23 protein-coding genes and 1 rRNA gene are annotated in these 21,427 nt (G+C 33.8%); 5 read left to right on the top strand and 19 right to left on the bottom strand.

Annotation, left to right across the window (positions count from 1 at the left end):
* The 4 genes from BM305_RS17595 to BM305_RS17580 all read right to left on the bottom strand — a co-directional run.
* A 16S ribosomal RNA gene (locus BM305_RS17595) occupies positions 1-138 on the bottom strand; the annotation flags it as partial.
* A gap of 297 nt (positions 139-435) precedes the next feature.
* Positions 436-1,161 carry a CvpA family protein gene (locus BM305_RS17590; RefSeq protein ID WP_177214792.1) on the bottom strand — a complete coding sequence of 242 codons (726 nt, stop codon included), beginning with the start codon at positions 1,159-1,161 and terminating at the stop codon, positions 436-438.
* Positions 1,162-1,171: 10 nt separating this feature from the next.
* Positions 1,172-2,359, bottom strand: a complete 1,188-nt coding sequence (locus BM305_RS17585) for a DUF5711 family protein (protein WP_092563971.1) — start codon at positions 2,357-2,359, stop codon at positions 1,172-1,174.
* An 81-nt stretch (positions 2,360-2,440) separates the two neighbouring features.
* Complete coding sequence (locus tag BM305_RS17580; RefSeq protein WP_092563968.1) at positions 2,441-3,715, bottom strand: LysM peptidoglycan-binding domain-containing protein; 1,275 nt, start codon at positions 3,713-3,715, stop codon at positions 2,441-2,443.
* Between the two features lie 355 nt (positions 3,716-4,070).
* On the opposite strand from BM305_RS17580, the gene yyaC reads away from it, so the two are divergent.
* On the top strand, positions 4,071-4,640 hold the full coding sequence (gene yyaC / locus BM305_RS17575) for a spore protease YyaC (protein ID WP_207649511.1): 570 nt from the start codon (positions 4,071-4,073) through the stop codon (positions 4,638-4,640).
* A gap of 284 nt (positions 4,641-4,924) precedes the next feature.
* Here yyaC and recR read toward each other — a convergent pair whose 3' ends face one another.
* The 6 genes from recR to BM305_RS17545 all read right to left on the bottom strand — a co-directional run bounded on the left by recR (position 4,925) and on the right by BM305_RS17545 (position 10,451).
* Positions 4,925-5,521 (bottom strand): recombination mediator RecR, encoded by a 597-nt coding sequence (gene recR / locus BM305_RS17570; protein ID WP_092563965.1) that lies wholly within the window; start codon positions 5,519-5,521, stop codon positions 4,925-4,927.
* Between the two features lie 17 nt (positions 5,522-5,538).
* A complete protein-coding gene (locus tag BM305_RS17565; RefSeq protein ID WP_092563962.1) occupies positions 5,539-5,889 on the bottom strand; it encodes a YbaB/EbfC family nucleoid-associated protein in 351 nt (116 codons plus the stop codon).
* Between the two features lie 27 nt (positions 5,890-5,916).
* The gene (gene dnaX / locus BM305_RS17560; protein WP_092563959.1) at positions 5,917-7,503 is read right to left on the bottom strand and encodes a DNA polymerase III subunit gamma/tau; all 1,587 of its coding nucleotides are present in this window, start codon (positions 7,501-7,503) and stop codon (positions 5,917-5,919) included.
* Positions 7,504-7,686: 183 nt separating this feature from the next.
* Positions 7,687-8,760, bottom strand: a complete 1,074-nt coding sequence (locus BM305_RS17555; RefSeq protein ID WP_092563956.1) for a 6-phosphofructokinase — start codon at positions 8,758-8,760, stop codon at positions 7,687-7,689.
* A gap of 57 nt (positions 8,761-8,817) precedes the next feature.
* A complete protein-coding gene (locus BM305_RS17550) occupies positions 8,818-9,891 on the bottom strand; it encodes a PTS sugar transporter subunit IIC (RefSeq protein WP_092563953.1) in 1,074 nt (357 codons plus the stop codon).
* Positions 9,892-9,944: 53 nt separating this feature from the next.
* Entirely contained in the window at positions 9,945-10,451 is a 507-nt protein-coding gene (locus tag BM305_RS17545) for a transcription repressor NadR (RefSeq protein WP_092563950.1), read from the bottom strand.
* 171 nt (positions 10,452-10,622) lie between these two features.
* On the opposite strand from BM305_RS17545, the gene BM305_RS17540 reads away from it, so the two are divergent.
* Both BM305_RS17540 and BM305_RS17535 read left to right on the top strand, forming a co-directional pair.
* Positions 10,623-10,895 carry a hypothetical protein gene (locus BM305_RS17540; protein WP_092563947.1) on the top strand — a complete coding sequence of 91 codons (273 nt, stop codon included), beginning with the start codon at positions 10,623-10,625 and terminating at the stop codon, positions 10,893-10,895.
* Positions 10,895-11,758, top strand: a complete 864-nt coding sequence (locus BM305_RS17535; protein WP_242940580.1) for a M15 family metallopeptidase — start codon at positions 10,895-10,897, stop codon at positions 11,756-11,758. The genes BM305_RS17540 and BM305_RS17535 overlap by 1 nt, the downstream gene beginning before the upstream one ends.
* 43 nt (positions 11,759-11,801) lie before the next feature.
* Here BM305_RS17535 and BM305_RS17530 read toward each other — a convergent pair whose 3' ends face one another.
* From BM305_RS17530 to BM305_RS17520, 3 genes are all read right to left on the bottom strand, one after another.
* A complete protein-coding gene (locus BM305_RS17530; RefSeq protein WP_092563944.1) occupies positions 11,802-13,151 on the bottom strand; it encodes a glucose-6-phosphate isomerase in 1,350 nt (449 codons plus the stop codon).
* Positions 13,152-13,262: 111 nt separating this feature from the next.
* On the bottom strand, positions 13,263-13,991 hold the full coding sequence (locus BM305_RS17525) for an ATP synthase subunit B family protein (RefSeq protein ID WP_092563941.1): 729 nt from the start codon (positions 13,989-13,991) through the stop codon (positions 13,263-13,265).
* A gap of 135 nt (positions 13,992-14,126) precedes the next feature.
* Positions 14,127-14,825 carry a 5'-methylthioadenosine/adenosylhomocysteine nucleosidase gene (locus BM305_RS17520; protein ID WP_092563938.1) on the bottom strand — a complete coding sequence of 233 codons (699 nt, stop codon included), beginning with the start codon at positions 14,823-14,825 and terminating at the stop codon, positions 14,127-14,129.
* 134 nt (positions 14,826-14,959) lie between these two features.
* On the opposite strand from BM305_RS17520, the gene BM305_RS17515 reads away from it, so the two are divergent.
* Both BM305_RS17515 and BM305_RS17510 read left to right on the top strand, forming a co-directional pair.
* Entirely contained in the window at positions 14,960-15,205 is a 246-nt protein-coding gene (locus BM305_RS17515; protein ID WP_092563935.1) for a TIGR03905 family TSCPD domain-containing protein, read from the top strand.
* A 17-nt stretch (positions 15,206-15,222) separates the two neighbouring features.
* Positions 15,223-16,290 (top strand): undecaprenyldiphospho-muramoylpentapeptide beta-N-acetylglucosaminyltransferase, encoded by a 1,068-nt coding sequence (locus BM305_RS17510; protein ID WP_092563986.1) that lies wholly within the window; start codon positions 15,223-15,225, stop codon positions 16,288-16,290.
* Here BM305_RS17510 and BM305_RS17505 read toward each other — a convergent pair.
* The 6 genes from BM305_RS17505 to BM305_RS17480 all read right to left on the bottom strand — a co-directional run bounded on the left by BM305_RS17505 (position 16,287) and on the right by BM305_RS17480 (position 21,363).
* Positions 16,287-16,715 carry an HIT family protein gene (locus tag BM305_RS17505; RefSeq protein WP_092563932.1) on the bottom strand — a complete coding sequence of 143 codons (429 nt, stop codon included), beginning with the start codon at positions 16,713-16,715 and terminating at the stop codon, positions 16,287-16,289. The genes BM305_RS17510 and BM305_RS17505 overlap by 4 nt on opposite strands.
* A gap of 21 nt (positions 16,716-16,736) precedes the next feature.
* Complete coding sequence (locus tag BM305_RS17500) at positions 16,737-17,726, bottom strand: SCP2 sterol-binding domain-containing protein (protein WP_092563983.1); 990 nt, start codon at positions 17,724-17,726, stop codon at positions 16,737-16,739.
* A gap of 10 nt (positions 17,727-17,736) precedes the next feature.
* Entirely contained in the window at positions 17,737-18,732 is a 996-nt protein-coding gene (locus BM305_RS17495) for a rhomboid family intramembrane serine protease (RefSeq protein WP_092563929.1), read from the bottom strand.
* Between the two features lie 90 nt (positions 18,733-18,822).
* Positions 18,823-20,043, bottom strand: coding sequence for a DUF6382 domain-containing protein (locus BM305_RS19385; RefSeq protein WP_207649510.1), 1,221 nt, complete (start codon positions 20,041-20,043; stop codon positions 18,823-18,825).
* Positions 20,044-20,047: 4 nt separating this feature from the next.
* Positions 20,048-20,479, bottom strand: a complete 432-nt coding sequence (locus BM305_RS17485; RefSeq protein WP_092563926.1) for a TadE/TadG family type IV pilus assembly protein — start codon at positions 20,477-20,479, stop codon at positions 20,048-20,050.
* A 29-nt stretch (positions 20,480-20,508) separates the two neighbouring features.
* The gene (locus BM305_RS17480; RefSeq protein WP_092563923.1) at positions 20,509-21,363 is read right to left on the bottom strand and encodes a TadE/TadG family type IV pilus assembly protein; all 855 of its coding nucleotides are present in this window, start codon (positions 21,361-21,363) and stop codon (positions 20,509-20,511) included.
* Positions 21,364-21,427: the final 64 nt, after the last annotated feature.

The raw sequence follows: 21,427 nt of genomic DNA, 5'->3' as shown, positions 1-21,427 counted from the left end.
CCACGCGTTACTCACCCGTCCGCCACTCAGTCACAAAAGCTTCCACCCGAAGGCTTCCGCTTTTGTGCTTCGTTCGACTTGCATGTGTTAAGCACGCCGCCAGCGTTCATCCTGAGCCAGGATCAAACTCTCAAATAAAGTTTTTTTCCTTCAGAAATCTAGCTTGGCTATTTTCCGTATACTTCCCTTCCTCTTACCGGAAGTTCTGTATTTTACTGTTTTTTGGGTGCATCTTTTTATAGATGCTGTTCTTTGAAATTCTTTTTGAATTTTCAAGGTTGTTTCACTGTTTAGTTATCAAAGTTCTACTGTTTGTCCATATTAGACCAACAAAAAAAATCATTTTTGCCTTCGCAACTTTTTACTCTTCAGCGCGTCAGCAAAAATGATTATATCACTTGAAAAAATAAATGTCAACTAATATTTTAACTTTTTTTAAAAAAGACTTTTCGTAACATTAATTACCGTCTTGGCTAGTAGATTGTTGTTATAAATAAAACTTAAAAAAGCACTGCTATTAATCTGATTAAAAATAATTTTTCCTGTCTCTGTACTACTGAATATTGTCAGTACAATACACATCACCCATATAATAGCAAACCCTCTAACTGCGCCAACTGCTGCACCACCTGCTTTATTTATACTATGTACAACAGGAAGTTTGCTCACTATATTCAGCATACTTGCAATTATTTGCAGTGCTAACATAACAATTCCAAAAACAATACTATACGTAATACAGTTGATAATGGCATAAGTTAAAAATCGATTAATATACTCACCAAAATTATCAACTTCCATCGCACGGTAAACTTCTGTATTATTATTTTCGATCAAACTTTCTTTTATGGATTCTGGCAATGTCAGGCTATTAATTATGTTTACCTGGCTGCTTACGGTACCGGCTTTTTCATCCTTTCCTTCCTTCTCCACATCTTCCACCGAAATTTTCTCAAGAGAAAACAGTTCTTCCACCTGACTAGATATATAATTTACAACAACACCGTTACCCCTAACCTGAGTGCTAATAGGTCCACTAACAATTTGCGTTATAATTAGTGCAATAAAAATAGAGCAAAACGAAAATACTGTTTTTATAAAACCTTCTTTTAATCCCATTAAGATATAACTGGCCAAAATTGCCAGTACTATAAATTCCATAACATTCACTTTATTTTTCCTCCGTAAGTTCTATTTTACTAATTGTTTTTTCTTCCACCAGCAAATACTTTTGAAACCCGGTTACTGGCATGATATAAGTAATTGGTCTGTCAAATACATAATGAAACTTTATTGATCCATCCATTCTCATAATATAACATTCTTGATCTGTCAAAAAAATAATCTGCTGGTTAACAATATATACCCTGTCATATGAAAAGCTTATTTTCTTCTCCAGTATTTTTTTTCCGTTTAATCTATACACCTCCAGTTCGTATAATTGTTCATTATCTGCCTTTTCCAGAACAAACCCAATGTACTTATCAGAGTGAAACGAACTCTTAATTTGTTTCTCATACGTCTTATCATATAAATCATCCACTTTTTGAATCATAGCAAATAGCCTGAATCCACCTTCACTATATGCACTTACTGTATTATTATCTAAAAAAGATACCTTATGGATAATTTCATTTTCATAAATCCGGCTTCCGACAATTAAATTCTGATAATTTTTTCCTACTTCTCCAAAGTTATAAAACGTAATTCTCGATTCTGCTCCACCATTATTCAGATACAAATAATTAATCACCATCTTTTTTCCATCTGTTGATAAATCAATATCCAAAGGATAGCCATCTATACTTACATTTGTTGTGCGCTCTAACAATAGTTCCATTTCATTGTATGGATCATATAACTGAATTAAATCAGACTCCCTATTTTCCATTACAAGTGCAACCACTCCCTGGCTTGCTACAGCAATATCATTAATGGGATACAATACAGATATCTTAGTACCAGAATCCTCTCCATTATAAATATAAGCTTCCTTACTTCCTACTGAACTAATTACAACGTATTTGCCACAAGTATCAATAATAGGCTCATTAAAATCATAACTGCCATTCCAACTCATATTTAAATCACTGTCATATGCAAGCGCGCCATCTCTGCTATACTTTAAAAGTTTATTTCCATAGTTCCTATATTTTACGGTATTACTGTCGGCCCTATCAATGGTTTTTAATACTTTATAAGAATTATAATCCTTAAAAAATATTATTTTTATTCCAAATACGGCACTTCCAACTACAAGTAGCACAATAAATAGACGGATTATTCTTTTTAGCAAGTTCTGTCTCTTTTTCTCTCGTTCATATCTTTGAATTTCATTTCTTTCTGTCAAACTTTTCATAATTATTTCTACACCTTTTCATATGTGTTTATTTTGCACTTAACTATTATACAATATTTTCAAGTGTATTAAAAGCATATGTTAATCTGGTAATACTAATTTTTGACCAGCAAATATCATATCTTGATTTTCTATTCCGTTTTTTTCCATAATTTTTTTTGTATATCCAACGTCATGGTACAATTGAATACTAATTGATGCCAGTGTATCTCCCTCCTGAACAATGTAAATATTTCCTTCTGCTGAAGTTTCTGTCTCTGCACTAGCTTTTTTAGTTTTTTTGCTTATACCTTCATTATCTTCACCAGTATTTGGTTGTTCTGTCTTACTACTTTCTTTTTCTGTTACTTCATCTGTTTTCGTTTTCTCAGATGCAGTGACATCCTCACTCTCATCCTTTGAGGATTCCTCCTCAATAACTTCTTCTCCTTTTATTGTTGTAATTTCCCCTGGTATTGTAGTTACGGACAAACCCTGTTCTTCTGTAATAACAGGTGATGCCGTTACCATAGCAGTTGCATCTGGTGTTTCTGAAACATTTTTTACTATAGTTCTAGAAATTACATTTAATGTTTGTTCCATCCCTTTCATGCGATCATTGCTATTTATAGTTGATGCTGTAAAAACCAATACTACCGCTGTTATCAAAACTCCCGTTCCGTACATTATTGTAACGGGAACACTAATTCCCTTGCTGCTTGTCTTCTTACTTGAAATTACTCTTCTAATATCCTGTGCAACCTTATCTTCATATGTACTTTCCTCGCTTTTACCTTTTCTTTTTGAAATTAAATAATTTTGCATTTCAATATTTTTTTCATAATAAATATAATAACCATTTTGACGTTTTAATTTTTCCCCTTCACATAAATAAAATGCATCTTCTCTCTCTAAGCTGTCATACAAAAATAGTATTTTACTTTTACCAGGAAAATTGTCCTTATGAAACTTTATAATTCCATCATCAACTGTTAATGATAACCCAGCTTTAATATAACACCATCCCAAAATTTCTACATCTGAAAAGTATTCTTTAATATCTTCGTAAATACTTGTCCACGTTTCGTTTGTAAAAATGGCTTTTTCTTCATACTCCACATTTTCTATTTCAACCGCACCGCTAATAAACATGCATTCACAATTATCCAACATTGTGTATTGCCCCAGAAAAGCCAGCATTGCACTTTTTACACTTTTTTTTGCACCTACCTGCTTTACATATGTCATTACGTAATCTTCTACATATATTTTTTCCCTGTCGTTAACTTGTCCAATTTGCCTTACATTCTTTGGTATTTTAAAAGGCACAGCTGATGTGCCCCCATGAGTTTCACTGCTGTTTTCATTTCCATTCATGGTGATACCTCCTAAAGATTTTCTATCTCTCTACTTATCCAATAATGCTTTCTCTTTTTGCTCGGACATTACTGACATTATTAGAATACTAACACATGCCAGAAAATTAATTTGTCATATTAGTTTATCACATACTAAAAACAATTCCCTATATTCCATTATTTTCCTTTTTTAACTTCCTTATTTCTTTTTGTCTACTCATTTTTTTTCTGGCTAAAATGGAATATCGTTATTATTTTGTAACTATTTGCGTAATTTTTTTTAACTGGATGTCTATTTCATAAATTTTTAGTAAATACTTACTAATATAAACTTTGTAATTGAGTAATGTTTGATACATTGCAGAAAGGGAGTCATGAACACAACGAAACAAGAAAAAGAAATTCACTATTATAATGCGAAAGATGTTTCGACTATTTATGATTTTTGCAAAACATTTACAAATATGCTGCAAAAAAAATCCACATCAATGCAGGAAGTTGTTTTACTTTGCATTGGCTCAGACCGTGCTACTGGAGATTGCCTTGGTCCTATTATAGGATATAAGCTTTCTAAAGTGTCACATCCAAATTTATTTGTATATGGTACTTTAGATAAACCTGTACACGCAAAAAATTTAAACGAAACAATAAGCTATATTAAAGAGCATCACAGAAATCCAGTTCTAATTGCTATTGATGCCTCTCTTGGTTCTACAAATCATGTGGGCTATATTACTTTGGGAGAAGGTTCTCTCCGACCTGGCATCGGCGTTGATAAAGAATTGCCTGCTGTAGGAGATATATTTATTACAGGAATTGTAAATATTTCTGGAATGCTTAATCATATGCTTTTACAAACAACTCGCTTAGATGTTGTAATGAAACTGGCTGATTATATCTGTGTGGGTGTTCGATATGCAATTCGAAATGGAGCGAAGACTTAAAAGAAATTATTTTATATAAGAAAAATTAAAGCTGTTATTCACTTTAATGTAAAAACGGCTTTTTTTCTTATGTTTTTTTTATTAATTTTCATTTTATTTTTTTTTTATATAACCCTTTGTGTTTTCGGTTTTTTTTTATTTTCTGTACATACTCTGTACATATTTATCTAGTATAGTATTACTTGCAAGAGATTTTCATACATTTGAAATACTCCCCCCCTCTCATTAACCTTGAAACTGCCACATATTAAATTATGTGGCAGTTTCTTTATTTAAATATTTTATTATAACAAAACCCGTCCTTCCAATGCCCGTAAAAGTGTCACTTCATCAATGTACTCCAAATCGCCTCCAACAGGAACACCACTGGCAATTCTGCTCACCTTAATTCCCGTTGGTTTTATCAATTTACTAATATACATCGCTGTCGCTTCACCTTCTAAGCTGGAATTAGTAGCAATAATCACTTCATCTACCTCTTCCTGAAGCCGCTGCATTAATTCTTTTAATTTTATATCAGTGGGTCCTATTCCAAGCATAGGAGAAATAGCTCCGTGTAAAACATGGTAAACGCCTTCATACTTCTGGGTTTTCTCATATGCAGCTAAATCCCTTGGATTTTCCACCACCATGATAACCCTTCTATTCCTCTTACTATTACTGCAAATAGGACAAAGTTCCTTATCTGTCAGCGTAAAACAATTACTGCAATAGCAAACATTTTGTCTCGCCTCTACCATAGACTGGGAAAGCTTTTGAACCTGCTCCACAGGCATATTGATAATATGAAATGCCAGCCGTTGGGCAGATTTAACTCCGATACCAGGAAGCCTTGATAACTCTTCAATTAAATTACTAATCTGACTGCTATAATACTCCATGACCTCTCCTTCTTATATTAGAATGAAAGTCCTCCCAGTCCTCCAAATCCATTGGTAATTTCATTCATTACTTCGTTAGACTCATCTTCCGCTTTTCGCAATGCCTCATTTGCAGCAGCAAGAATCAAATCCTCTAACATTTCAATATCGTCAGGGTCTACTACTTCCTTTGTAAGCTTAACAGATACTAATTCCTTTTTACCAGAAACCTTTACAGTAACTGCTCCGCCGCCTGCTGAAGCTTCCCATTCCTTCTCTTCAATTTCCTTTTGTCTTTCTTCCATCTGCTTCTGCATTTTCTGTGCCTGTTTCATTAAATTTTGCATGTTTCCTGGCATTCCTCCAGAAAATCCACCTCTTTTAGCCATTTTATATAAGCCTCCTTTAATTTCTACTTAATCTTCATATTCTATATCCATATTGACCCACTTTGTCAGATCAATTATGTCTTGCGACTTTTCTCTAGCTTCGACCAGCTTTGTCTGAAGTTTAACTTCTTTTTGTATCATTTTCATAATCATTTCTTCAATCTCAAATAACTTCTTTTCATCCGAAATAATTTTGTAATTTATCCCTTCTTCAAATATCAACAGCAATGAGTTGTCCGATCCAACTGAAGGTACTACACCTCTTAGCATTGCTCTCATCTGTCCAGACAAATTATTTACAATACCATCCCAATTCTTTGCAACTTCTTTTAAATCTTCTGAAATTGCCTTGGGCAGTTTCTGCACAGCATTTCTTTGAGAATTGTCCCCTTGCTCATTTCCCTCCTGTCCGGCATCTGTCGTGTTCTGCCTAGAACTAGTGGTATCCGAAGCAAACGTTCCCCTTTCCAACTGTTCCTCTACTATACGAAGCCTCTCTAAGACAGAACTCAAGTCTCTCTCCATAGACGGCTTACATAATTTTATTATTGCAATTTCAAGCAAAACCCGCTTTTGGGACGCATACTTTAATTGATTGCTTAATTCAGAAAAAATCCGAATATACCTCATAGCAGTTTCCATTGAGAATTTTTCTGCATAACTTTCAAGTATACTAATCTGCTCAGTTGCAACATCTAACATCTGATATGCTTCCTTTGATGTTTTAAGCAGCAGCACATTACGCAGATACCATGTGAAATCTGTAACAAACTGGGTAAGCTCTCTTCCAGATATCACAATCTCCTCAACTAGTGTCATCGCTTCAACTACATCCGCTGCAAGTATACAGCCTGCTAATCGGTGAAAAACCTCTATGTCCACAGCACCTAATACATCTAACGCCTTATCAAAGGTCAATTTTTCGCCAAAGTTAAATGCAATACATTGATCCAGCAGACTAAGGGCATCACGTAACGAGCCATCTGCTACCTTGGCAATATACCAGATTGCCTTTTCCTCCACCTCAACCTGTTCCTGATCCATCAGACTCATAAGCTGTTTCGTAATTGTCTCAATAGAAATACGCTTAAAGTCATATCTTTGACATCTGGATAAGATGGTAATAGGTATTTTATGAACCTCTGTAGTCGCCAAAATAAAAATAACATATGCTGGCGGTTCTTCGAGAGTTTTTAACAAGGCGTTAAATGCTCCTGTTGAAAGCATATGGACCTCGTCAATAATATATACCTTGTATTTCCCTTCTGTTGGTGAATATTGAACCTCATCTACTATTTCTCGAATGTTGTCCACACCATTGTTAGATGCAGCATCTATTTCTATCACATTCATGGAAATCTGGGCACTTATTCTTTTACACATTTCACATTCATTGCAGGGACTTCCATCCTGAGGGTTTTGACAGTTAACAGCCTTCGCTAATATCTTGGCAATTGTTGTTTTTCCTGTTCCCCTTGTCCCACAAAATAAATACGCGTGACCAACCCTTTCTGCTTTTATCTGATTTCTTAATGTAGTAACAATATGTTCTTGTCCTCTTACATCCTGAAAGTTGCCTGGGCGAAATTTTCTATAGAGCGCTGTATACGACATGATGGCACTTCCTTTCTAACTCTATTATTTTACCAGTATCCTGTGTCGTTGTCAAACATCTGCCACCACTTCATAAATGTTTGATGATGTTACATTGACTGGATGATTTTAAATGGCATAGCTGTACTGTAATATATTATATCAATTAAAAAACACCCTGCTTGTAAGGGTGCTTTTCTCTTTTTAATCACCAAAACATATACCCAGTGATTTTGCTTCATATATAATAGATGAGTCTGGATCAACCATTTTCAATTTTCCTGCAACTTCATCTAAAGGAACAGGAACAATGTCATCATTTTTTAATGCAACCATATATCCATATTTTTCTTTTAAAATAAGGTTTGCTGCTGCTGCACCCAGTCTTGTTGCAATTACCCGATCATAAGGACAAGGATTACCTCCCCTTTGTGTATGACCTGGGACTGTAATTCTAATCTCCTGCCCCGTTTTTTCTTCAATTTCTTTTCCAATCCTGTAGGAAATAGAAGGGTAAGGTGACGCTTTCAGTTTTTTCTTATAGTCCTTTTTTGATAATTCAGCATCTTCCTTTGAAATTGCTCCTTCAGAAACCGCTAAAATAGAAAAAGCCTTCCCTTGCTCTGTCCTATTGTGAATTGCGTGAATTACCTTATCAATAGAATATGGTATTTCCGGAATTAAGATAATGTCGGCTCCCCCTGCAATTCCTGCATGTAGAGCCATCCAACCTACCTTGTGCCCCATAATTTCCACAATAAAAACCCTGCCATGAGATGCTGCTGTTGTATGAATGCAGTCAATTGCAGTTGTGGCAACATCTACCGCACTTTGAAACCCAAATGTCATATCTGTACCCCAGATATCATTATCTATGGTTTTGGGACAGGTAACAACATTTAAACCTTCCTCTCTAAGCAAATTTGCTGTTTTATGTGTACCGTTTCCCCCCATTACAACCAGACAATCAAGCCCTATTTTTTTATAAGTAGCTTTCATAGCCTTTACCTTGTCTAATCCATTATCATCTGGGATCTGCATATATTTAAAAGGCTGACGGGATGTTCCAATAATAGTCCCGCCTCTTGTTAATATTCCGGAAAAATCGGAAGGCTCCATCTTTTTATAATTTCCATAAATCAGACCTTTGTACCCCTCAAGTATTCCATAAATTTCAATATCCTTAGAAGATTGATATAATGTTTTGGCTACCCCTCTCATGGTTGCATTTAAACTTTGGCAATCTCCTCCACTTGTTAACAATGCTATTTTTTTCATGGTTTCCTCCTTAAAATATTGTATGCATTTGTTGCAATTCCCCATCACATAAATAATTTAAACGTCCAGCTTCATGTCACCTGGTTTAATCCATTTCATATTTCTCATAAATTCAGATATTCCAAACGCTAATACACCTGGCAGAACAAAATGCATAATTATAATTAGAATAAATGTTGTAACAGCCCCTCTTTCAGGTGCCATTGTCTGATATGTCATAATTTGTCCAACTAGCCCTGCTGTTCCCATACCAGAACCCGTTGCATTATTTTTCATTGCAATAAAATTACAGGTTGCAATTGGTCCTAATACTGCACTAGTTAAAATTGCAGGAATCCAAATAATAGGCTTTTTTACAATATTGGGAACTTGAAGCATACTTGTCCCAATTCCTTGTGCTAATAAACCTCCCAGTTTGTTATCTCGGTAACTTGCAACCGCAAATCCAATCATATTGGCACAGCAGCCTACGGTAGCAGCTCCTGCGGAAATCCCTGACAAATTCAGAATAATTCCTAATGCCGCTGAACTAATAGGCAATGTTAATATCATACCCATTAATACAGAAACAATAATTCCCATAATTAAGGGTTCTCTTTCCGTTCCCCAATTAATGACTGCACCTAAATCAGCCATTATTTTTGAAATTTTGGGTCCCACAAAAAGACCTGCTAATGAACCTGATATGATAGACACCGACGGAGTTAAAATAATATCTATTTTTGTTTTTCCAGAAATCAGATGGCCTGCTTCAATACCTATATAAGCAGCTATAAAAGCTCCTAATGGTTCTCCGGGTCCTATTAAAGTTACAGAAGAAGAATCCAATGCAATTGCTGCTCCTGCCAATATTTTACCCGCAAAGGCTCCTACCATACCACACGCTGCGGCGGATAATGTTACCAGTGGGCTTTCTTTAAACTTATAAGCTACACCACAGCCAATGCCAGCGCCCGTAACCGCCGCGGCCATTTTCCCAATATATAAGAAGTAATTTCCTATGGTACCTCCTATTAGAATCCCTGCCTGCTGAATAATTGTACCAACAATTAATGTGGAAAATAATCCAAGTGCCATTCCACTTAAACCTTCAATAAATATTCTATTTAATAATTTTTTTAATGACTCCATATTTCTGTAACCTTTCTCCTCCATATTGGGCTTAACATAGCACACAGTATATCTTATATCAGGTAATTCTTTTCTCTTAGCATACTTTCAATTAAATTAAGTATGTTCTCACTTTCTGCTTCAATTGTATGAAAATGAATTCCATTAGTTAATTCTTTTAATGGAACAATTTTATCATTATAAATCTTATTAAGAAACTCCTCTACATCTTTTCTGCTGGAAATCTCTAACTCCGTCTGTATTTGACCATATACGGGGTGTTCTACTATTACATTTTTTATTTTACCACCATGATCAACAATGGTATTTAATTCATCTTCTATTTCGTTTTTTGCATGTTTAACCTGAAGCACTCTACTTGCTTTCAAGGATTGCTTTAGTAACATATAACCCTTTGTTGTGCTTATAATCTGTTCATTTTCTGCCCGAAGCAGTGCTATGTCCTGCACAATGACCTGTCTGCTGACCCCCAGGCATTTTGCCAACATCGTTCCATTAATAGGTTCAACTTGCGTTTTTAGTATATTAACCAGCTTATTCCTACGTTCTAACCCATCCATAATGTTCCCTCTTATATGTACAAAATATGTATTTTTATATTCCGTTTTTATTTTAACATAGTATTACATTTTATGAAAGAGTGTTTCACAATAGTTTTTTAGGGGTATTAAAATATTTTTTTTCATGATATACTAAAGTTCTTAGAACCCTTGTTTGAAAGGAGAATTTACATGTTTCGATTATGGGCAAAAGTTTTTCAAGATAATAAATTACAAAAGGATGTCGTTATTTCCAATGATGATACCAAATTAAACCGAACTCGAAAAGTATATGCTGCCATAGACACTATATGCTATGAATTTGATTTATCTAAGCCAATATGGCTAGAAAGCAATATTGCAGACTTTAAACGCCATGATAAAACCCGATTTACCCAAGATAATTTTATTGATACAATTGATTTTGATTTTTTAGAAATTCATGTGATTGAGGAAGATGATTAATGAAAAAGACCATAACCCGCCTGCTTGTTTTTTGTATGGTTACTACGATACTATTCATATATTATTTTATAGACCACGAATTAGGGCAACACAACATAACAACGATTAATTCTGATATAACGTCAACTCCTTTTACTGAAACTCCATTGCTACCTACTCCAGAACTGCCTGTAATTCAAAATACAACTGCGCCTTTAAAAGAGCCTGCAAGAAAAGCTGCCGAAGCACCTACAGATGAGTTAGCAGAAATCCCATTAAAAGGAGACACACTTATGGAGTATACATGTAGTATTCGTAAAATTGATGATTCCATTTTTAAACGTATTTATGGGAAGTCCTTTAAGGAAAATTGTACGATACCAAAAGATGATCTGGTTTACATAGAGGTTTCGCACTGGGGCTTTGACCAGAAAGTCCACACTGGGGAACTTATCGTAAATAAAGAAATTTCAGATTTAATTAAAAATATTTTTAAAGAACTTTTTGAAGCAGAATATCCCATTGAAAAAATGCTTTTAGTGGATGAATATGATGCAGATGATAATGCTTCCATGAGCGATAATAACACCTCTTGCTTTAATTATAGATTGGTGGATGGAACTACCAGGTTATCTAAGCATAGTCAAGGTCTTGCCATTGACATAAACCCACTTTATAACCCTTATGTAAGACCAAATAATTCGGAAGATAGCGTACTTCCTATTGAGGGCAAACTTTATGTGGACAGAACAAGTGATTGCCCCTATATGATTCATAAGGATGATATTTGCTATGAAATCTTTACAAAATACGGTTTTGAATGGGGAGGCAACTGGAATTCTATGAAAGATTATCAGCATTTTCAAATTGAACTTGATGAATAGCTATTTATATAAGGGACTGTCTGATGACAGCCCCTTAAGTTTTCTATAATCTCTTTAATAGTTCTTCTCTTTCCTTTTCAAATCCAGGCTTTCCTAATAATGCAAACATATTTTTCTTATAGCTTTCGACTCCTGGCTGATTAAATGGATTCACACCTAGTATATACCCACTTACTCCACAAGCAAACTCAAAGAAATACATTAATTCACCTAAGCAGAACTCTGACTGTTCTGGCAGCTTCACGATTAAATTCGGTACGTCACCATCTGTATGAGCCAGTAAAGTACCTTTCATCGCACTTTTATTAATAAAATCTACAGTTTGTCCTGCCAAATAATTTAATCCATCCAAATCAACTTCTTCTTTTTCTAAAACTAGTTCACAGGTAGATTTTTCAAGTTCTATTACTGTTTCAAACATGCATCTCTGACCTTCTTGGATAAACTGACCCATAGAATGTAAATCTGTGGTAAAGTCTGCTGCTGCTGGGAAGATACCTTTCTGATCCTTACCTTCACTTTCACCATATAGCTGTTTCCACCACTCACCAACATAGTGCAATGCTGGCTCATAATTGCAAAGAATCTCTACTCCCTTGCCTTTTCTTAATAAAATATTTCTTATTACTGCATATAAAACAGAATCATTTTCTTCATATGCACGATTAATACATTTTTCTCTCATGCTGGCAGCACCTTCCATTAACTGGTCAATGTCTGCTCCACTTACTGCAATTGGTAATAATCCAACCGCTGTTAATACGGAAAAACGTCCTCCAACATCATCTGGCACAACAAATGTCTCATAACCTTCTTCAGTAGCAAGATTTTTCAATGCACCCTTTTCACTATCTGTTGTTGCATATATTCTCTTTGCTGCTCCGTCTTTTCCGTATTTTTCAATTAGCATCTTTTTAAATACTCGAAATGCAATTGCTGGTTCAGTAGTTGTCCCAGACTTACTAATTACATTAACTGAAAAATCACGATCTCCAATTACCTGTATCAAATGATTAATATAAGTGCTGCTAATGTTGTTACCTGCATAATAAATTTCTGGTGTCTTACGCACTTCCTTACTGACACTGTTATAAAAGCTATGTCTTAAAAATTCAATAGCGGCTCTTGCTCCTAAATAAGAACCCCCGATACCAATAACAATTAATACATCTGAATCGCTTTGAATCTTTTCAGCCGATTTTTTAATACGGCTGAACTCTTCCTTATCATAATTAACTGGTAAATCTATCCATCCTAAATAATCATTTCCTGCACCACTTTTATTTAATAAAGTTTTCTTTGCATTATCTGCAATACTTTTCATCATCTCTAATTCTTCATTAGAAATAAACTTCTGGGCTAAGGAATAATCTAGCACAACCTGCTTTGCCATTGTCTTTTGCACTCCTTTTGGTTCTATTTTCAGATTAATTGTATCAAACCCAAGAATACTTGACAATATTAATTTACCAACAAATGTGTAGAGATTTTACAGTAATTTTTATTAAATAATATACTCTCTAAGGATGTCTTGAATAATTTTTTCTTCCCTTTTGTTTATTTCGTACAGTTTCGTTACTTCTTTTTGTTGCAATGTGTTTTTACCAGAATCCTTTGTCTTTTCATCTAACGCTTTGCTTTCAGCACGCTTTTTATTTTCCGCATTTATTTGTTCGGCCAGCATTTCAGCCTGACTGCCTTGCAAATTCACCTCTCCTTTTTCCAATTTTACCTTTAAATAATTTTCCAAATAATCTCTTATATTAGTCCTTAATACACTCTTTTTTGTTTGAATATTCATTAATTGCTCAAAAACAATTAACATTGCACTAGTTAATACGCCTATAAAAAATGTGAATAAAATTTTTTCTTTTCCACAATCATATGTAAGCCCCAAAAGAGCCCCTGCTGTACCAGTTAGCATACACAATAGCAAAAGTTGTCCACTAAAATTTTCCCATGTGTATAATAAAATTCCACAAAATTTATGCTTGTATACATACTTATCCACAAAGATATCCACATTATTAACACCTAGCTTCATGGAATAACTTGTTTCAAACTTGAGCCTTAGCGTTTTTATTAATTTATTTGCCGATGCCCCCATTTGATCGGATGCCCTAACTAAGCGCCCATATACACAAGACACAACAAATTTAATCAATATTCCCAGTCCACACAATGCTAGCATTATGTATACTAATATATTTTTTTCAAACATTGTCAAAATCATAAATAAAATGCTCCTCTCTTTTCCATTAATTTACAATTACTATAACATAACTTGTCCTTTTTGAAAAGAGAGAAACTTAAAAATCGTATTTTAAAATAAACCATATTTTGACAAATACAACTTCTTTTTAACCTGCTATATTTTCTCTAAAAGAGTTGTCACCAAATTTACTGTATGTTTAATTGCCTGTCTTTCAAATTCACCATAATCCATATGAGCACTATCATCTGCTTTATCGGAAATTGCTCTAATTACTAAATACGGAATCTGATTAAGGTATGCCGTTTGGGCGATGGCGGCTCCTTCCATTTCAGTGCAGTAAGCTTGAAAATTATCAATTATAACCTTTTTTCTATCTGGATCCGATATAAACTGATCTCCACTTACTACTCGTCCTACAAATGTTTGTATTTCTGGATTAACAATCTGACAAACCTCTTTTGCTATGTGTACAAGTGCCAGTTCTGCTGGAAATACTGATGTTTCCATCCTTGGAATCTCTCCCAGCGGATAGCCAAATCCTCTTGCATCAACATCGTGCTGCATGGCATCTGAAGAAATAACAATATCACCAATATTAATTTCATTTCGCAAGGAACCTGCCACTCCAGTATTTAAAATTTCTGTTACATGAAACTTGTCTATTAAAATCTGGGTACATATTGCTGCATTTACCTTACCAATTCCACTTCGTACAATAACAACCTGCTTATTTGATAACTCACCTTCACAAAACTCCATAGAAGCAATTTTTACAATATTATTTAGTTTCATTTTATCCTTCAAAATACTTACTTCTTCTTCCATTGCTCCAATAATTCCATAACAGCTCATAATTTCCTCCTATTCTATAACACAAATTTGTATAATTATATCACAAATTCTAATTTTTGTACGCGATAAAATAAAATTGCAAAAAAAACATTACTAGTATAAAATAGAATATTATTAATAGAAAAGAGGTTTTTATGGTCTTTAAAACAAAAGGCGTATGCGCTAGCCAAATTAATATTGAAATTGAAGATGATATTATTAAATCTGTTGAATTTGTGGGCGGCTGCTCTGGTAACTCACAAGGTATAGCCAGACTGACTATAGGTATGCATGTAAACGAGGTAATTGACAGATTAGAAGGTGTTACCTGTGGATATAAGGCTACATCCTGCCCAGATCAGCTTGCAAAGGCTCTGAAAAAATATCAGGCAGAACATTAATGGAAGGATATAAAATTATGAAGCGGATTATTTTAACTGGTGGTGGCACTGCTGGTCATGTCACTCCAAATATAGCTTTGTTACCAGAATTAAAGGCTCATGGATATGATATCCGGTATATTGGTTCTTATGATGGTATTGAAAAAAAGCTAATTGAAGAATTTGATATTCCTTATTACGGAATTTCTTCTGGCAAATTAAGAAGATATTTTGATCCTAAAAACTTTAGTGATCCTTTTAAAGTAGTAAAAGGTTATCGCCAGGCTGCTAAGCTTATAAAAGAGCTAAAACCTGATGTGGTATTTTCAAAAGGTGGATTTGTGACAGTTCCTGTAGTTTTAGCTGCCAAAAGAAAAAAAATTCCCACAATTATACATGAATCTGATATGACACCTGGTCTGGCAAATCGCATTTGCATTCCTTGTGCCACAAAGGTATGTGCGAATTTCCCCGAAACCTTACAGTCTCTTCCGCCCGAAAAAGCAGTACTCACTGGTTCTCCAATTCGAAAAGAACTTTTTTCTGGCAACAAGCTGGCAGGACTTGAATTTTGTGGCTTTACCGTAAATAAGCCAGTAATTCTTGTAATAGGTGGAAGTCTTGGTTCTGTTGTAGTAAATGATGCCGTAAGATCGGTTTTACCTGTGTTATTAGAAAAATATCAGATAATCCACCTATGTGGAAAAGATAAGCTTGATCATAAACTTGCTGGAACACCAGGTTATGTTCAATATGAATACATTAAAAAGGAACTTAGTGATTTAATGGATGCTGCCGACTTAGTTATAAGCCGTGCTGGAGCAAATGCTATTTGTGAAATCCTTGCATTAAGAAAGCCTAATATTTTAATTCCTCTTTCTGCTGCTGCAAGCAGGGGAGACCAAATTTTGAATGCAGCGTCTTTTCAAAAGCAAGGCTTTAGTTATGTACTTCCTGAAGAAAAGCTAGATGGCCAAAGCCTATTGAATGCTATTGAAGCAGTGTACCAAGATAAAAGAAATTACATTGATAAAATGACCCAAAGTGAACTAAATAATGCAATTGGGACTATTGTATCTTTAATTGAAGAAGTTGCAAAACACTAACTGTGTTTTGCAATCTTTTCTTCTACTTTTTTTGACAAATCATTCAAAAACTCTTGATCCGCAGTTCCAATATTCCATTTTATATTTACTGCATCGTCTGCATACCTTGGAATCAAATGCACATGTAAATGAAAAACCGTTTGTCCTGCTGCCTCACCATTATTTTGTAAAATGTTCATACCATCACAATTTAACGCTTCCATCAAAGCACTTCCTACCTTTTTTGCTACCACCATAATATTTGCTGCATACTCATTTGGAAGTTCGAATAAATCCTTTGCATGTGTTTTAGAAATAATAATAGCATGTCCTTGAGCAGCTGGTGAAATATCAAATATAACTACGAAGTTCTTATCCTCATATAATTTTATTGATGGAATCTCCCCATCTGCGATCTTACAAAAAATACAATTTGCATCTTTCATTGTTCTACTCCTCCTTTATATTTAAAACGCAAAAATAGTGTCAAACATCCTAAGGGTTTTAAAATTACCTTTGGCTGTCAATTCTCCCGACATAAATGCCTTTTGAAATGTCTGTTTTCCATTTGTAATATTTTTAAATATTTGATATGGTACTTTGGCTAAAACCTCTGCATCCTCTTTTATACCGTAATAGCATCTTAGTTCTGATCCATTTACTTCAATAATTAATGCCTTGGGCTTTTCAGTTATTTGAATTGCATAAACCGCGCTGAAATCTTCTATCGGAGTAAAATGTGATTTCAAGTCATTCACAAATTCCCCCTCTGCCCCAGTTGATGCATCTCCTAACAATTCTTTAAACATTTGTGTCAGTTCTTCAATATCTTCTTTCTGCTTCTTTACATAAGTATCATCCGAGACATATTTAGAAAGCTGCTCACTTTCTTGTGGCGTTAAATCAATACTTGGTGTTTTTAAAACACTATGTTTTACTTCATTTGTACTATTGGGAAATACCTTTACTTTTTGATTCACACTACGATAAAGCATTTCTGCCTTTTTTTCAATAATAACAGCATAGTCTGGGTTTGTCTCAAACTCTACATGGTCATCTACATATGCACATAACCCCTCCAGAGGTATGCCACCTAACATTTCCCACGCCTTAATTAACGTATATAACGCTTCTCTTTCCCCATAAGTACTAGCCATTACAACGGGCAGCATATACTGTTTAGCTATCTTGTCCTTATCCCCGTAAAGCCAGCAAGCGTCTAAAAACTGATGCATAAATCCCCCAATACCAAACCATTCTACCGAAGTTGCTAGAATTACAGCATCTGCCTCCTTCAATGTATTGGGCAACATATTAATTCCATTTTTCTCTTCATACAGGTTATACCGGGTTACTTCTACTCTTAATTCTTCTAATACTTCCGTCAGTTTATTTATTGCATATATTGTAGTATCCTCAATCAAACCTCTTCCACCATAATATATATTTATTTTCATCATATCTTATCTACACTCTTTCTACTTTATTTACTGGCTTAAATAGTACCATAAACATACAAAGTATAAACCCACTGAACAAACCTCCAATATGTGCCATATTGTCAATATTCTCAGCCCTGAATCCACTATTTAAACTAAGTATAAGAAATAATATAAACCGCTTTCCGTCAATTCCATCTAACTTTCCTTTGTTTCTTACTAGTAAATATGCCAATGCCCCGACCACTCCAAAAATAGCCCCTGAAGCCCCTATTCCAACTGGTTTTTCATTTATGCTTATATTATAAATCATGGATGTAACTCCTGCAAGAATGCCCGAAGTAGTATATAGCAAAAAATATTTCCCTTTTCCCAAATATTTTTCAACATATCCACCTATAAAGGCAAGCAAAATCATGTTATTAAAAACATGTTGAAAATCAGCATGCAAAAACATTGACGTAATAAGTCTCCATACCTGAAGATTCCCCAGAATGTCCGGCCAATATGAACCAGCGGATAAATAGATCTGATCAATACTTTTGCTAAAAAAGATATTCATAATTATAAATATCAAGCTATTAATGGCAACTAGTCCATACGTACAATACGGAATCACTGGTCTGTCTGGTTTGCTTAGGACCTGTTCAATTATATTCTCTATATTTAAAAAACTACCCAGCTGATTTTCATATATAATCAATCTGTTTGAACTTTTATCAATAATCCAGTTCTCATCTTTTGTACTACAGATAGTTCTTACTAAATCCGGCTGAGATGTAACAAAAACATTTAATACACGAGGCAGTTTCATGACCTGATTTGCAATAGAATTAGTGTAATTACCAATTTCTATAGGATATATTTGTAACCCCATCTCTGTTTCTTCTCCCAAATTCAGAATATTTACAATATAGATTTCATTACCTTCCATTTTATTATATGAGAAAAAACCTTTTACATTTAATGATATCTCCTGAAATCCCTCTTCTATCAATCTCTGGCCTAACTGTTCTATTACCATCCTTCTCCACCTTTCTTATATTTACAATATACGCAGCAGAGATATTGTATAAGCCTATTTTAACCTTTTTTAAAGCACACTGCAAGATAGTTATATGGTATATTTTTCTTCTAATGTATAAGTATACTGAGCAATCCCTATTGTATCACCAATATTTAATTCATATTCCTTTCCTGCTTCTAGCTTTATATTGTTTAAATAAGTGCCATTTGTTGAATTTAAATCCTCCAGAAATAGCTTTTTATTCTCTATATAAATTCTTAAATGACTATTGCTAACTGTATTTCTTGAAATAATATAAGTTGCATCTTTTGCAGATTTGCCAATAATACATGGGAGCATCTTAATTTCAATTTCTTGTTCTAGCACATTATTTAGCGGAATAAGCACAATTCTTTTTTCTTCTCTGTTTGATTCCATATTTTCTTGTTGAAAATTAGCTAATACTATTGTGCTTTCCTCAGCTATATCCTTTCTTTTTGAAATCTGGCTTTTTTTATTAACTATAGTCTTTCCTTTTATATATACTATAACTTCTGTACTCGCCATGAATATTAGAAATAAAAGAATTTTCATACAATCTATAGTCTGTGATACTGGTTTTATAAAAAAATGTATCTTAAAAGCAGTAAATAACTCAATTATAAAAACCAAGCTTAGAAGTACAGTTAAAAATATATTTTTAGAAAAACTGCTCATATTATTTATATTTTTATTATTTTCTATAAACTGTGGAGTCTGTTCTTTTTTGACAACAATCTCTCTTTTATCTTGCTGACTATATTGAGAAATTACATTTTGTATATCAGAAAAGGTACAGTATTCCGTCTGTGTAACTTTATAAATTCCATATGTCAATAGTACAGCCTTTTCATCTTGATAATCAATTTTATTCATAAAAAACTCCATAAGATTACCTATTTGCTCACGAATTTTTTTATTTTCTCCTCCTAAATAGCACAATTCTATTTTGTTTTGTATTCCATCCTGATAAATAAAATCTGGCCTAATAATAAAAGAATCTTCCTTTAACAGATATTTTTTACTATTTTCTATAGTAAATATAATACTAAGAATAATATTTTGTACCTCTGTTCCCGAAGCCTTTTTTTCTTCATAATAATGTAAAAGTGATTGCTTTCTTGTAATGTCATAATAATATTGCTCTTTATTATCTAAAATACGATTTTCAACAGAAATAATGCCCTCAATTTGATTCTGAAGAAGCATTTTTTGATCATACGTACTTTTTTGATTTTCAATTGCAAAATAACTTTTTTTCATATCTCCTACAAATACAGGCTCTATCAATATATCACTCCTGTCCTTTAAATGCTTCATATATTCTTACAATTCTACAAGGATTATATTCCTTGGTATGCACTCTAATTATCAAAACCCTACTCTCCCAATAACTCAAAACATCTGGCATAGGAAGTTCCAAGTAATTGAAAAAACAAATCTCATTTCCCATTACCTTCGTTTCAGTGGTAATTGTCACTTCTCGGTCAGCAAGAATGCCCCCTGAATACTCCTCGTTTATATACAGATTTATCTTTTGCTTTTCAAGCTCCTTACCATTTGCATTTAATTGACAAGATAGTACAGCAAAACTTGTTAGCTTAATCTGATCACCACAGTAAAACATAAGATACATTAATGCAAAAATAACAAACACTATAATAGGAAGGATAAATGCAGCTTCTACCGTCATACTTCCCCTACAACTTTTTGTAATTTGATTCATTTTATCCACCCTCATTACTTAAAAAATTTTTAACCGCATCTCTTGCAAGGTCTATAATTGGAAACACTTGATAATGGCACTACTTTTACTGTTCTCTTTAATCCTGGACAGGTAATCGAACTATGATAGCATTTACCATCTTCTGTAATATATACCGTCTGATTTTCCAAACAATTCTTGCAGCATTTTTCACATGGATAATATTTTCCTCCCGATAAATTCCTTTTACTTTTTATGTCAATAATACTACAGCTTTGAATATCCACACACAAATGCCTACAGCTTAGATTTCTATGATAAACGGTTCCTGTCTCGGTTATATAAACCATTATAGTATCTGTATCTGAGTGACTACTAGAATTAGGCTCTCCTATTAAATTCGTTCCCACAAATCCTCTTGTATACACTCTTTGAACTACACTAAACTTTTGAATTGAAAAAACAGGAACTGGTATTTTAACTTTATAATATGCTACTAAATCAATGTTATCGGTTTTTTTCAAAACTGAACTGAAACTGTAGGAAATACCTTTTACACCCCCTGAAACAAAAGAAGGATGAATATTGCTTTTACTAAAAAAATCATTCATTTGTACCTTTACAATAGAGCTGCTGGCAATTTTATTTACAACTGAGGTGGCTTCTTCTGGCAGGTTCTCTTCTTTATACGAATTTGCCTTATTTGTCTGCTCATATTCTTTATATATATAGGAATACTGGGAAATCTCTCTTGCTGTTTGATTTAATCCATACTGCAACTGCAATTGAAATAATATAATTTGAAAAAAGAATACAATAGAAATTACTGCAAAAATAAAAATAGGAAAAACAATGGCAGCTTCAACTGTCATGCTGCCTTTTTCATTTAAAATAATCTGCTTCATGTTAATGCCTCCAATTTAACTGAGTAAGTCAAAACGCCCTTCTGGCAAAAAGGGGGAATGACTG

This window comes from Anaeromicropila populeti, assembly GCF_900112775.1.
In the GTDB taxonomy this organism is placed as follows: Bacteria; Bacillota; Clostridia; order Lachnospirales; family Lachnospiraceae; genus Anaeromicropila_A; species Anaeromicropila_A populeti.
Note: the sequence above shows the minus strand (reverse complement) of the source record. Positions and strands in the feature narration are given on the sequence as shown.

Excerpts from the sequence above, each read along its gene's own strand:
- BM305_RS17530 (WP_092563944.1), bottom strand. The coding sequence starts at position 13,151 with ATGGCAAAGCAGGTTGTGCTAGATTATTCCTTAGCCCAGAAGTTTATT.
- BM305_RS17515 (WP_092563935.1), top strand. The coding sequence starts at position 14,960 with ATGGTCTTTAAAACAAAAGGCGTATGCGCTAGCCAAATTAATATTGAA.
- BM305_RS17520 (WP_092563938.1), bottom strand. The coding sequence starts at position 14,825 with ATGAGCTGTTATGGAATTATTGGAGCAATGGAAGAAGAAGTAAGTATT.
- BM305_RS17525 (WP_092563941.1), bottom strand. The coding sequence starts at position 13,991 with ATGATTTTGACAATGTTTGAAAAAAATATATTAGTATACATAATGCTA.
- BM305_RS17590 (WP_177214792.1), bottom strand. The coding sequence starts at position 1,161 with ATGGAATTTATAGTACTGGCAATTTTGGCCAGTTATATCTTAATGGGA.
- recR (WP_092563965.1), bottom strand. The coding sequence starts at position 5,521 with ATGGAGTATTATAGCAGTCAGATTAGTAATTTAATTGAAGAGTTATCA.
- yyaC (WP_207649511.1), top strand. The coding sequence starts at position 4,071 with ATGAACACAACGAAACAAGAAAAAGAAATTCACTATTATAATGCGAAA.
- BM305_RS17485 (WP_092563926.1), bottom strand. The coding sequence starts at position 20,479 with ATGAATCAAATTACAAAAAGTTGTAGGGGAAGTATGACGGTAGAAGCT.
- BM305_RS17500 (WP_092563983.1), bottom strand. The coding sequence starts at position 17,726 with ATGAAAATAAATATATATTATGGTGGAAGAGGTTTGATTGAGGATACT.
- dnaX (WP_092563959.1), bottom strand. The coding sequence starts at position 7,503 with ATGTCGTATACAGCGCTCTATAGAAAATTTCGCCCAGGCAACTTTCAG.
- BM305_RS17585 (WP_092563971.1), bottom strand. The coding sequence starts at position 2,359 with ATGAAAAGTTTGACAGAAAGAAATGAAATTCAAAGATATGAACGAGAG.
- BM305_RS17505 (WP_092563932.1), bottom strand. The coding sequence starts at position 16,715 with ATGAAAGATGCAAATTGTATTTTTTGTAAGATCGCAGATGGGGAGATT.
- BM305_RS17555 (WP_092563956.1), bottom strand. The coding sequence starts at position 8,760 with ATGAAAAAAATAGCATTGTTAACAAGTGGAGGAGATTGCCAAAGTTTA.
- BM305_RS17540 (WP_092563947.1), top strand. The coding sequence starts at position 10,623 with ATGTTTCGATTATGGGCAAAAGTTTTTCAAGATAATAAATTACAAAAG.
- BM305_RS17545 (WP_092563950.1), bottom strand. The coding sequence starts at position 10,451 with ATGGATGGGTTAGAACGTAGGAATAAGCTGGTTAATATACTAAAAACG.
- BM305_RS17495 (WP_092563929.1), bottom strand. The coding sequence starts at position 18,732 with ATGGTAATAGAACAGTTAGGCCAGAGATTGATAGAAGAGGGATTTCAG.
- BM305_RS17480 (WP_092563923.1), bottom strand. The coding sequence starts at position 21,363 with ATGAAGCAGATTATTTTAAATGAAAAAGGCAGCATGACAGTTGAAGCT.
- BM305_RS17535 (WP_242940580.1), top strand. The coding sequence starts at position 10,895 with ATGAAAAAGACCATAACCCGCCTGCTTGTTTTTTGTATGGTTACTACG.
- BM305_RS17510 (WP_092563986.1), top strand. The coding sequence starts at position 15,223 with ATGAAGCGGATTATTTTAACTGGTGGTGGCACTGCTGGTCATGTCACT.
- BM305_RS17550 (WP_092563953.1), bottom strand. The coding sequence starts at position 9,891 with ATGGAGTCATTAAAAAAATTATTAAATAGAATATTTATTGAAGGTTTA.
- BM305_RS17565 (WP_092563962.1), bottom strand. The coding sequence starts at position 5,889 with ATGGCTAAAAGAGGTGGATTTTCTGGAGGAATGCCAGGAAACATGCAA.
- BM305_RS17580 (WP_092563968.1), bottom strand. The coding sequence starts at position 3,715 with ATGAATGGAAATGAAAACAGCAGTGAAACTCATGGGGGCACATCAGCT.